The sequence below is a fragment of the Pseudomonas sp. GL-RE-29 genome (assembly GCF_019947275.1).
Taxonomy (GTDB): domain Bacteria; phylum Pseudomonadota; class Gammaproteobacteria; order Pseudomonadales; family Pseudomonadaceae; genus Aquipseudomonas; species Aquipseudomonas fluorescens_A.
The window spans coordinates 110666-122670 of record NZ_JAGYGD010000002.1; the positions used below are offsets into that span (position 1 = coordinate 110666).

Annotated in this window: 11 protein-coding genes; 1 reads left to right on the forward strand and 10 read right to left on the reverse strand. The window is 59.0% G+C overall.

Features of this window, described 5'->3' with window-relative positions; all coding sequences use genetic code 11:
• Position 1: 1 nt before the first annotated feature.
• From aroB to KGB21_RS02295, 7 genes are all read right to left on the reverse strand, one after another.
• A complete protein-coding gene (gene aroB, locus KGB21_RS02265) occupies positions 2 to 1102 on the reverse strand; it encodes a 3-dehydroquinate synthase (protein WP_223503375.1) in 1101 nt (366 codons plus the stop codon).
• A 151-nt stretch (positions 1103 to 1253) separates the two neighbouring features.
• Positions 1254 to 1772, reverse strand: coding sequence for a shikimate kinase AroK (aroK, locus tag KGB21_RS02270; RefSeq protein WP_223503377.1), 519 nt, complete (start codon positions 1770 to 1772; stop codon positions 1254 to 1256).
• Between the two features lie 4 nt (positions 1773 to 1776).
• Complete coding sequence (pilQ, locus tag KGB21_RS02275; protein WP_223503379.1) at positions 1777 to 3846, reverse strand: type IV pilus secretin PilQ; 2070 nt, start codon at positions 3844 to 3846, stop codon at positions 1777 to 1779.
• A 13-nt stretch (positions 3847 to 3859) separates the two neighbouring features.
• Positions 3860 to 4384: a pilus assembly protein PilP gene (locus tag KGB21_RS02280; RefSeq protein ID WP_223503381.1), complete on the reverse strand. Its 525-nt coding sequence runs from the start codon at positions 4382 to 4384 to the stop codon at positions 3860 to 3862.
• Entirely contained in the window at positions 4381 to 5004 is a 624-nt protein-coding gene (gene pilO, locus KGB21_RS02285) for a type 4a pilus biogenesis protein PilO (protein ID WP_034148613.1), read from the reverse strand. Before pilO ends, KGB21_RS02280 begins: the two co-directional genes overlap by 4 nt.
• Complete coding sequence (locus tag KGB21_RS02290) at positions 5001 to 5567, reverse strand: PilN domain-containing protein (protein ID WP_223503383.1); 567 nt, start codon at positions 5565 to 5567, stop codon at positions 5001 to 5003. Before KGB21_RS02290 ends, pilO begins: the two co-directional genes overlap by 4 nt.
• Complete coding sequence (locus tag KGB21_RS02295) at positions 5567 to 6628, reverse strand: pilus assembly protein PilM (RefSeq protein WP_223503385.1); 1062 nt, start codon at positions 6626 to 6628, stop codon at positions 5567 to 5569. Before KGB21_RS02295 ends, KGB21_RS02290 begins: the two co-directional genes overlap by 1 nt.
• A gap of 216 nt (positions 6629 to 6844) precedes the next feature.
• Here KGB21_RS02295 and KGB21_RS02300 point away from each other — a divergent pair, with 216 nt between their 5' ends.
• A complete protein-coding gene (locus tag KGB21_RS02300; RefSeq protein ID WP_411741309.1) occupies positions 6845 to 9283 on the forward strand; it encodes a penicillin-binding protein 1A in 2439 nt (812 codons plus the stop codon).
• A 203-nt stretch (positions 9284 to 9486) separates the two neighbouring features.
• Here KGB21_RS02300 and KGB21_RS02305 read toward each other — a convergent pair whose 3' ends face one another.
• The 3 genes from KGB21_RS02305 to rpmE form a co-directional block, all read right to left on the reverse strand.
• Entirely contained in the window at positions 9487 to 10755 is a 1269-nt protein-coding gene (locus KGB21_RS02305) for a malic enzyme-like NAD(P)-binding protein (RefSeq protein WP_034148609.1), read from the reverse strand.
• 182 nt (positions 10756 to 10937) lie between these two features.
• The gene (locus KGB21_RS02310) at positions 10938 to 11726 is read right to left on the reverse strand and encodes a thermonuclease family protein (protein ID WP_223503389.1); all 789 of its coding nucleotides are present in this window, start codon (positions 11724 to 11726) and stop codon (positions 10938 to 10940) included.
• Positions 11727 to 11761: 35 nt separating this feature from the next.
• Positions 11762 to 11980: a 50S ribosomal protein L31 gene (gene rpmE, locus KGB21_RS02315; RefSeq protein ID WP_008047849.1), complete on the reverse strand. Its 219-nt coding sequence runs from the start codon at positions 11978 to 11980 to the stop codon at positions 11762 to 11764.
• Positions 11981 to 12005 lie beyond the last annotated feature (25 nt).

Here is a 12005-nt window from a genome sequence, read left to right on the forward strand (position 1 = left end):
ATTAACCTTTAAGCTGAGCCAGAGCGCGGTAATCCGCTCCCAGCGTGGCCTGTAAAACCTCTTTCGGATAATCGTCGGTCACCACTGCTTCGCCCATGTGGCGCAGCAGCACCAGGCGCAAACGACCGTCGATCACTTTTTTATCTATTGCCATGTGTTCAAGGAAATCGGCTTCGGTCATCTCTTCAGGAGGGATAACCGGCAGGCCAGCGCGCTGGAACAGACGAATGCCGCGATCACGTTCCTGTTCGCTGATCCAGCCCAGGCGCGCGGACATTTCCAGAGCCATTACGGTGCCGGCAGCGACCGCCTCGCCATGTAGCCAGACACCATACCCCATGTGGGTTTCGATGGCGTGACCGAAGGTATGCCCCAGGTTGAGCGTGGCACGCACACCGGTCTCTTTTTCGTCGGCACCGACCACCGCAGCCTTGGCCGCGCAGGAGCGTTCGATGGCGTAGGTCAGCGCTTGCTGATCCAGATTACGCAGGCGATCAACGTTGTCTTCGAGCCAGGTCAGGAACGGCTCGTCGCAGATCAACCCGTACTTGATGACTTCAGCCAGTCCGGCGGACAACTCGCGGGCCGGCAGGGTATTGAGGGAGGCAGTGTCGATCAGCACGACGTTCGGCTGATAGAAGGCGCCGACCATATTCTTGCCCAGCGGGTGATTGATCCCGGTCTTGCCGCCCACAGACGAGTCGACTTGCGACAGCAGCGTGGTCGGCACCTGGATGAAATCCACGCCGCGCTGGTAGCAGGCGGCAGCAAAACCGGCCATGTCACCAATCACACCGCCGCCGAGAGCGATTACGGTCGTGCGGCGGTCGTGCCGCGCAGTCAGCAGACCGTCGAAAATCAGTTGCAAGGTTTCCCAGGTCTTGAAGGCTTCGCCGTCAGGCAGCACCACGGAAATCACCGAGAACTGCTCGAGGCTGCGGGTCAGACGTTCGAGATAGAGCGGCGCAACGGTCTCGTTGGAGATAATCGCCACTTGCCGTCCGCGAATATGCGGGGCCAGCAGCTCAGGCTGATCCAACAAACCTTCGCCAATATGAATCGGGTAGCTGCGCTCGCCTAGATCGACCTTGAGTGTCTGCATGTGTCCCCACAGTGAAGATGGAATCAGGCGTCCTGCCTTGAGTTAACGAATGTCCACGGCGTTTGCTGGTGTGACGCCGTTCGGTAGCCGCTCGCCACAACCTTGGGCGGTCGTGGCAGGACGCCGAGGATAGCGCATTTCGCGCTGCGCATTAACGGGGAGGCAGTTGCTGCAAGCGTTCGAGAATATCGAGCACAACCATTCGCGGCGGCCGCTCATCGGTTTCGACCACCAGATCGGCGATTTCCCGATAAAGCGGATCGCGAATCGTCAGCAGATCCCGAAGGGTCTTGGCCGGATCGGCGGTACGCAACAAGGGACGATTGCGGTCGCGGGACGTACGGCCGACCTGCTGCTCGACGGAAGCATGCAGATAAACCACGCGCCCGCCGGCATGCAATGCCCGACGGTTGGCTTCGCGCATGACCGCGCCGCCACCGGTCGCCAGCACCACGCCGTCGTAATCGCACAGCTCGGCAATCATTGCTTGCTCGCGATCACGAAAGCCTGGTTCGCCTTCTTTATCGAAGATCCATGGGATATTGGCGCCCGTGCGTAATTCAATTTCCTTATCGGAATCTTTGAATGGCAAGCGCAGCTCTTTGGCCAGCAACCGGCCGATGGTGCTTTTTCCAGCCCCCATCGGTCCTACAAGAATCAAATTTCGCACAGAATCAACGACTCACAGCAATCGCCTGGTTATTCATGATACGCGGAGTGAGAAACACCAACAGCTCGGATTTTTTCTCCGAAACCACGTCACGCCGGAAAAGGCGGCCAAGATACGGCACATCGCCAAGAAATGGCACCTTATCTACAACCTTGCTTTGAGTATTTGAGAAAACACCGCCAATGACGATGGTCTCGCCATCGTTGACCAGGACCTTGGCATTGACCTCGTTTTTCTTGATGGGCGGCACGTCCTGGACCTTGTTCAGGTAGTCCGGTTCGTCCTTGGTGACCTTCACCTCCATGATGATCCGGTTGTCCGGGGTGATCTGCGGTGTCACTTCCAGCGAAAGCGAGGCCTCCTTGAAAGACACCGATGTAGCGCCGCTGGAGCTGGCTTCCTGATACGGAATCTCGGTGCCCTTGAGGATTTTTGCGGTCTCTTTGTCGGACGTAACGACCTTGGGCTGAGAGACGATTTCGCCGTTGCCGGTCTTCTCCATGGCAGTCAATTCCAGATCGAGCAAAACGTTATCGGTGATGAACGCGATGCCGATTCCGGAGGTGTTGTTGACAGCCCCTAAGTCGACGAACGGCGCGTTGGTACTGGTGCTTCCCGGCGTGCCGATGGTCGATGACGCATTGGCGCCATTGCTGACCCCGGAAGTATTCCAGTTGCCCTTGTTCTGGATCGAGCCGCCCCAGCGCACCCCGAGACTCTTGTCATAATCCACATTGGCTTCGACGATTCGTGCCTCGATCATCACCTGCCGCACCGGTATATCCAGCTGCGCCACGATTCGCCGCAACTCGTCGAGTCGATCCTGAGTCTGGTAGGCAATGATGTTGTTGGTGCGCTCATCGACGGTGATCGAGCCCCGTTCGTCGACTTTCGTCTCGGCACTGGTTACCGACTGGAACAGCTTGGCGATGTCAGCAGCTTTGGCGTAGTTGACCTGCAACAGCTCCCGCCGCAGCGGCGCCAGATCGGCGATCTGCTTCTGCGATTCCAGCTCCTGACGCTCTCGGGCGGCAATTTCATCGGCCGGCGCCACCAGCAGGACGTTACCGATCTTGCGCTTGTCCAGCCCTTTGGTTTTCAACACCAAGTCCAACGCCTGATCCCACGGAACATTCTGCAAGCGCAGGGTGATGCCGCCCTGCACCGTGTCGCTGGCCACCAGGTTGAGATTGGTGAAATCGGCGATCAATTGCAGTACCGAGCGCACATCGATGTCCTGGAAGTTCAGCGAAAGCTTTTCACCGCTGTAGGCGTACCGATCCGCATTGCGTTTCTGCAAGTCGTCGACGGTCATCGGGCGCACGCTGACGGTCAGCTTGTTGTCGGTCTGGTAGGTCGAATAATCGAAAGTGCCGCTAGGCTCGATGCTGATCGTAGCCCGATCACCGGTGGCGCTGGCATTGACGAACTGCACTGGCGTGGCGAAATCCTTGACGTCCAGGCGTACGCGCAACGGTTCCGGCAATTGGGTCCTGGCAAAAGCGACAATGATCTTGCCGTCGCGCTCCTGAATGTCCGGCGCAATGGACGGATCCGACAGATCGATCACCACATTGCCTTCGCCCTGGGTACCACGCTGGAAATCCACGCCGCGAATGGCCTTGATCGACGCTGCACGCGCACGCGCCGGGGCTGGTTTTGCGACAGCGGCCGGGCTGGATGCCGGGCTTTCGGCTGCCTGCCCGACCACAACAAACAGGTTGTTGCCTTCGACCCGCGTGTCATAGGGACTCAACTGGGTCAGATTGATGATCAGCCGCGTACGGTCCTTGGCCTCAACCACCGTGGCACTGCGGGCGTTACCGCTCCCGAGATCGCGACTCTTGCTCGCCAGTTGACTGACCACGCCGGGCAAATCCAGCGCGATACGTGCAGGCGATTCCGTGGTGTAACCGTTGGGCGACGGCGGTGGTTCATCGAACGCCAACTTCAACTCGACGCGATCTCCCGGCAACGCTGCGACATCCAGCGCCTTGAGGTTGGCCGCTTGTACCATCGGCGACAGCAGCGCTATCCATAGCGACACTCCGAGGGTGGAGAAAATCCTGTTCATTTTTCGAGTTCCACTATGAGTGCTCTTTCAAAGGAATGGTCCTTGGCCGTTCCAGCCAGGCGCCCTGACCATCGGGGACGATTTCGACCACATCGACTTGCGAGCCGCTGATGGCGACGATTCGCCCGTCGTTACGCCCCAGGTAATCACCGACCTTCAGCCGATGCACCCCGCCAGCTCCCCGCAACAGCGCAAAGGAGCCCGCTGCATTGGAGATCGTGCCAACCATTTCAAACTGCTCGATATTGAAACCCTCGAGGTATTGCTTGACCCGATTGGGGTCGGGCTTGACGTTGCGTGAGCCGTGTTTCTGCCCCGTCAGGTCGATCCTGACCTGCGGGGAAAACGGGCTTCGAAGGTTGGCGGCGTTGTAGGTGAATGTCGGGTAAGACCGGAATGTCGGCGTTGGTTCAATTTTGCCCGGTGCCCGCAGGCGCATTTCGTTCATGTAAGCGTCCAGGTCACTGAAGTCATCGCCGCCACAGCCGGACAGCGCGGTCACTATCACAACCATCGAAAAACAACGTAGCGGGCTCATTGATGCAGCCCCTTGTCGTTGTAGCGATAAGTCTTGGCGAGGATGCTCATGCGCAGCTTCGCGCCACCTTCGGGGTCGGCGGGTGCCAGGTCGAAATCATGCAGGGTGACGATGCGCGGCAGGCCTGCCACACCACTGACGAAGGTGGCGAGGTCGTGATAAGCACCGGTTACGGTGATCTGGATCGGCAGTTCGATGTAGAACGGTTGGGTGACTTCGGGTAGCAGCTTGATCTCTTCAAACTCCAGGCCGCTGCCCAATCCTGTGCGGGTAATGTCTTCGAGCAGGCCCGGCACCTCGGTATCACTCGGCAGTTGCCGCAACAGCACGCCAAAGGAGTTCTCCATTTCCTTCATTTGCTGGGTGTAGAGCTCCAGATTCGCCGCCATGTGGGACTTGGTCGCGAATTGCTCCTTGAGGGTCGACTCTTCCTCTCGCTTGAGTTCGAGCTGGCTTTCAAGCTCGCTTGTGGAAAAGCTGTAGCCCAGCGAAAGAACCAGGATCATGACCAGCACACCCACCAAAACCTTGATAGCGGGCGGCCAGGAACCAATGTTGTTGGTATCCAGATCGTTGATGTCGATCTTGCGCAGGTTTTCAAACCATTCGGACGGAGTCATTTCCCGTCCTCCACGGCAACAGGCTGGGTCTGACGAACGGTCAACTGAAAGACATTCGCCTGGTCCACCTGGCCGGCGGTGGTGGCTTTGACTTCTGTCAGGCTCGGCGCATCGAACCAGTCTGATGCATCAAGATTGCGCATCAGGTCGGAAACGCGATTGTTGGATTCTGCTGCACCGGAAATGGACAAGGTCTTGCCGTCCATTTTGACCTCGGTGAAATACACCCCGTCAGGCAGCGTCCGCGCCAGCTGATCGAAAATTCGCCCGCTGATCGGCCGGTTGCCTTGCAGGTCCTGGATGATGCGCATGCGCTCCACCAGTTGCTGGCGCCGGGCCTTGAGATCGCTGATCTGTTTGATCCGCTCGTCGACGACCACGATCTGTTTGCCGATGTAATCGTTGCGCGCGACCTGTCGCTCGATAGCAGCGTTAATGACCTGATTCGCGATCAGCACCGCGCCAGTCGAACCCACCAGCACGCCGACCAGAATCAACAAGAAACGCTTGCGACGCTCTTCGCGCCGTTCTTCGCGCCAGGGTAAAAGATTGATCCGCGCCATCAGTCGAAACTCCTGAGGGCCAGCCCGCAAGCGATCATCATCGCCGGCGCATCGCTGGCCAGCACGGCGGCGTTGACCTTGCTACTGAGGGTCATGTCGGCAAACGGGTTGGCCACCTGGGTCGGAGTGCCGAGCTTCAGTTCAATCAATCGATCCAGCCCGGAGATCGACGCAGTCCCGCCAGCCAGCAAAATGTGATCGACCGAGTGGTACTGGCCCGAGGCAAAGAAAAACTGCAACGAACGCGACACCTGCTGCACCAGTGCCTCGCGAAACGGCTGCAACACTTCACTGACGTAATCGTCCGGCAAACCGCCCTGCTTTTTCGCCAAGCCTGCCTGCTCGATTGTCAGGCCGTATCGACGCTGGATTTCTTCCGTCAGCTGACGTCCGCCGAACAATTGTTCGCGGGTGTAGATGATCCGCCCGTTGTGCAGCACGCTCAGGGTGGTCATGGTTGCGCCGATATCAACCACGGCGACCAGATGCTCCCTGGAGGTCGCCAACTGATTGGCCAGCAAACCAAAGGATCGCTCCAGCGCGTAGGCCTCGACATCGACCACGCGGGCGGTGAGGCCCGCCAGAGTCAGCGCGGCTTCGCGAACTTCGACGTTTTCCTTGCGACACGCCGCGAGCAGCACGTTGACTCGCTCAGGGTTGCGCGTGGAAGCGCCCTGGACTTCAAAGTCGATCGCGACTTCGTCCAATGGATAGGGGATGTACTGATCAGCCTCGATCTTCAGCTGGTTTTCCATCTCGTCGTCGGAAAGACCGGCATCCATTTCGATGGTCTTGGTGATGACCGCTGAACCGGCCACCGCAACGGCCGCGTTTTTCAGACTGGTCCTGGCTTTGATCAGCACACGCGAAAGAGCCTGGCCCACACCTTCGGGCTCGGCGATATTCTTTTCGATTACAGCGTTGGCGGGCAGCGGTTCAACTGCGTAGGCCTCGACCCGATAACCGTTGCCCTGGCGGCTGAGTTCCAGAAGCTTCACCGACGTGGAGCTGATGTCGATGCCTAAAAGCGTATTGGCCTTTTTGTTGAAGAGTCCTAGCACTACCAATTCCCTATGACTATCCGTGAGTTACGGACTCTGCAATGTCCATTGCGTTCAATCCACCCGTCTTGACAGCAGCGCAAATGACGCCCTCGACGGAAAAATGCTTATAATGCCCCTCGTTTTTTTCCGCTTTTTCGCAAGCGCGGGTCGTTCTCCTTTAGCCTGAACCCTGATGCCTAATTCATTTTTTGCCCTGGATATCCAAAAGCCTTGATTCGTCTGCTGAAGTTTTTCGGTTGGTCCATCGTCGCGATTTTCTGCGGACTGCTTTTGGGTCTGAGCGGGGCGTTTCTTTACCTTAGTCCCGGATTGCCGTCCGTGGAGGCGCTACGAAGCATCCAGTTGCAGATTCCTTTGCGGGTCTACAGCAGCGACAACAAGTTGATCGCAGAATTTGGCGAAATGCGCCGTACCCCGATCCGTTTCGCCGACATTCCCCCCAATTTCATTAATGCGTTACTAAGTGCTGAAGACGACAACTTCGCCAATCACTACGGCGTCGACCCTAGCAGCCTGATGCGTGCCGCCACCCAATTGGTAAAAAGCGGACACATCCAGTCCGGCGGCAGCACCATCACCATGCAGGTGGCGAAGAACTTCTTCCTGACCAGCGAACGCAGCTTCTCGCGCAAAACCACGGAAATCCTGCTGGCCCTGCAAATCGAACGGCAACTGACCAAGGACGAGATCCTTGAGCTGTACGTCAACAAGATCTATCTGGGTAACCGCGCCTACGGCATCGAGGCGGCGGCGCAGGTTTATTACGGCAAATCGATTCGTGACGTCAGCCTGGCGCAGATGGCGATGATTGCCGGCCTGCCGAAAGCTCCGTCGCGCTTCAACCCGCTGGCCAACCCGGCCCGCAGCAAGGAGCGTCGCGACTGGATCCTGGGGCGCATGTACAAGCTGGGCAAAATTACCGAAGCCGACTACACCGCCGCCATCAACGAACCGCTGAACGCCAGCTATCACGTACCGACACCGGAAGTGAACGCGCCGTACATCGCCGAGATGGCCCGCGCGGAAATGGTCGGCCGTTATGGCAGCGACGCGTACACCGAAGGTTTTCGCGTCACCACCACAGTACCGAGCAATCTCCAGGAAATGGCCAACACGGCCCTCCACGAAGGCTTGATGACCTACGACCAGCGTCACGGCTATCGTGGCCCCGAGTCGCGCCTGCCAGGCAAGACGCGCGAAGCCTGGGCGACTGAACTGACCAAGCAACGCACCATCAGCAGCCTTGAACCAGCCATCGTCACCCAGGTCGACAAGGGCGGGTTGCAAGTGCTGACGCGCACCGGTAGCGAGCAAGTGAGCTGGGACAGCATGAAATGGGCTCGCCCGTTCCTGAACACCAACAGCATGGGCGCCAACCCCAAGCAGCCGTCGGACGTGGCTCAGGTCGGTGACCTGATTCGCGTGCAGCGTCAGCCGGACAACTCGCTGAAATTCAGCCAGATCCCGCAGGCTCAGGGCGCGCTGGTTTCCCTTGATCCGCAGAATGGCGCCATTCGTTCGCTGGTCGGCGGTTTCGCCTTTGAGCAGAGCAATTACAACCGCGCCCTTCAGGCCAAGCGCCAGCCGGGTTCGAGCTTCAAGCCGTTCGTCTACAGCGCCGCGCTGGATAGCGGCTACACCGCCTCCAGCCTGGTGAACGATGCGCCGATCGTGTTCGTCGACGAGTACCTGGACAAGGTCTGGCGCCCGAAAAACGATACCAACACCTTCCTCGGCCCGATCCGCCTGCGTGAGGCGCTCTACAAGTCGCGCAACCTGGTGTCGATCCGCCTGCTGCAAGCGATGGGCGTTGGCAAAACCATCGACTACATCACCCGCTTTGGCTTCAACAAGCAGGATCTGCCGCCGAACCTGTCCCTGGCGCTGGGCACCGCGACCCTGACGCCGATGGAAATCGCCACCGGCTGGAGCACCTTCGCCAACGGCGGCTACAAGATCACCCCTTACATCATCGACAAGATCGAAAGTCGCAATGGCGATACGCTATTCGTCGCCAACCCGCCGAGCGTTCCGAAGGGTGGCGCTGCTACCGACGGCATCGCCGCGCCCGCCGCCGAGACCTTCACAGTCAACGCTTCGCCAGAAGCAGCACTGAGTGCCCAACCGGCGACACAAGCGCCGGCCGTGGCGGAGCGCATCGTCGATGGCCGTACCACTTACATCCTCAACAGCATGCTCCAGGACGTGATCAAGCTTGGCACCGGCCGTCGCGCACTGGCCTTGGGCCGCAGCGACATCGCCGGCAAAACCGGTACTACCAACGAGTCCAAGGACGCCTGGTTCTCCGGCTACAACGCCGATTATGTCACCACCGTCTGGACCGGCTTCGACCAGCCTGAAAGCCTGGGTCGCAAGGAGTTCGGCGGCACCGTCGCGCTGCCGATATGGATGAACTACATGGGCGCCGCGCTCAAAGGCCTGCCACCTCATACGCAGCCTGAGCCGGAAGGCATTCTTAGCCTTCGCGTGGACCCGATCAGCGGCCGTGCGGCCACGCCGGGCACGCCTGGGGCCTACTTCGAGCTGTTCAAGGCCGAAGACACGCCGCCATCGGTGAATGAACTGGGCAACGGCAATGCGCCGGGCAGCCCGTTGCCGGCGGATGAAGCGGCGCCGATCGATTTGTTCTGATTGTGAAACGCAACCCAAAAGCCCCGCCTTCGAGAGAAGAGCGGGGCTTTTTATTGCAAGGCAAGATCAAGAGATCGCAGCCTTCGGCAGCTCCTACAGGGAGAATGCGTTCCCCCTCTAGGAGCTGCCGAAGGTTGCGATCTCTTGATCGTCCGCCCATAAAAAAACCCGGCCAATGGCCGGGTTTTTTATAACGTAGCTACTTAGCCGTTGAACACGTCATCCACGCTTTTCAGCGGGTAGTTCTTCGGATACGGCAGGGTCGCAACACCGGTCTCGATGGCGGCTTTAGCCACGGCATCGGAGATCAGGGTGATCAGGCGGGCGTCCATTGGCTTCGGAATGATGTACTCACGACCAAATTCCAGCTTGATGCCGCCGTAGGCGTCGCACACTTCCTGAGGCACTGGCAGTTTGGCCAGTTCGCGCAGGGCGTTGGCTGCGGCCACTTTCATTTCCTCGTTGATGCGCTTGGCGCGAACGTCCAGGGCGCCACGGAAGATGAACGGGAAACCCAGTACGTTGTTGACCTGGTTCGGGTAGTCCGAACGGCCGGTGGCCATGATCACGTCGTTACGGGTGGCGTGCGCCAGCTCCGGGGAGATTTCCGGATCAGGGTTCGAGCACGCGAACACGATCGGGTTAGGCGCCATGGACAGCAGGCCTTCAGCGCTCAGCAGGTTCGGACCGGACAGGCCGACGAACACGTCAGCACCTTGCAGAGCGTCTGCCAGGGTACGTTTTTCGGTCGCGTGAGCGAAAACAGCCTTGTACTGGTTCAGGTCGTCACGGCCGGAGTGGATCACGCCGGTACGGTCGATCATGTAGATGTTTTCGATGTTGGCGCCCATGCTCACCAGCAATTTCATGCAGGAGATGGCGGCAGCACCGGCACCCAGGCAGACGATCTTGGCTTCTGGCAGGGTTTTGCCAGCGATTTCCAGGGCGTTGATCATGCCGGCGGCGGTAACGATGGCGGTGCCGTGCTGGTCATCGTGGAATACCGGGATGTCGCACTGCTCGATCAGAGCGCGCTCGATCTCAAAGCACTCAGGTGCCTTGATGTCTTCCAGGTTGATGCCACCGAAGGTGATGGAGATGCGCTTGACGGTGTCGATGAAGGCTTGCGGGCTTTCGGAATCGACTTCGATGTCGAAAACGTCGATGCCGGCGAAGCGCTTGAACAGCACGCCTTTACCTTCCATCACTGGCTTGGAAGCCAATGGGCCGAGGTTACCCAGGCCGAGAATCGCGGTGCCATCAGAAATGACTGCAACCAGGTTGCCTTTGCCGGTGTATTTGTACGCCAGCTCAGGATCGCGGGCGATTTCGCGTACTGGTTCGGCTACGCCGGGGCTGTAGGCCAGCGACAGGTCGCGGGCGGTAGCGGTGGCCTTGGTGAGCTCGACACTCAGCTTACCTGGACGAGGATGGGCGTGATATTCGAGAGCGGCAGTTTTCAAATCAGACATGGGGGCATTCCGCTTTTACTGTTGGACAGACTGGTCAGCGAGGATACGCGCCTCACAAAATCCCCACAAGACTGACCGGTCACCCCTGTCAAGCGCCCTGCCCTACGACTTTGGCCCAAGAGTCGCGGAACATAAGGGATAGACTGTTCACAATCGACAGAAAAAATGTCTACAATTTTTTCTTACTTAGCCACCTGAACCATGGCCGGGTCCGTCAATGGCAACATCCAGCGCGGTTGCCCTTCCTTGAGTCCGCCACGGCGCGATCGATCCAGCACCCAACCGCGAGCCTCTACTTCTCTGCCTTTGAGGCTTTCAAGGGAACCGACGTCAAAGTGGCCCAATAAATTGGGCGCAACGCGCAATACAACTGAATCCTGCAATTCAATCCAAACCCCGCCCCGATTGCGTTGAACCTTGATCACACGACCGCTGAGCACAGCAAAACCAGACGCACTGATCTGCTCCGCTTTCAGTACAGGTGACTGGCGCCATACGCCGAGCCCGGCTTGGCGCGCACTCTGTTCGGCAGCCTGCTGACACGCGACCAGATCGACATTGGGTGCGACCGCCACCTGAAAACCAAGGCCTTCTGCGAGCATTTGCGCTTCGAGGTTGGCGCCATCGGCACCGTAGACATGAGCCAGGGTACGGCCATAGTGATCTTTGCTTTCTTTGCCGGGCAGCAAACCGACACGCCCATCACTCGCGGCAACCAGGGCTTCGAGGTGCTTATGCGCCGCCACGGCGAAAGGCTCGTCGGAGCGACCTTTCTTGCCCAGCTCCGGCGTATTCAGGCCGATCATGCGCACACTGCGGCCATCACTCAGGCGCAGTGTGTCGCCATCCACCACCCGCTGCACCGCGACGGAAGTCAGCCCGGCAGGCGTCGGGCAGAAGGCCTGGGCGCCGGAGAGCCAAATCGCGGACACAAAAAAGGCGCCCGCAAGGGACGCCTTTTTCATCAGCATGGAAAAACCGGAACGGCTTCCCAAGTTGAGTGGCCTTAGGCCTTTTTCGCGCCGAAAGCACCGAAACGGTCTGCGAAGCGCTGAACGCGGCCGCCAGTGTCCAGAGTCTTTTGCTTACCGGTGTAGAACGGGTGGCATTCGTTGCAAACGTCGATCGCCAAGGCTTTGCCGAAGGTCGAACGGGTTTCGAACTTGTTGCCGCAGCTGCAGGTAACAGCAACTGCTGGGTATTCTGGATGGATATCAGCTTTCATGGTGTCTTCCTCAGGCTAGCGTGCC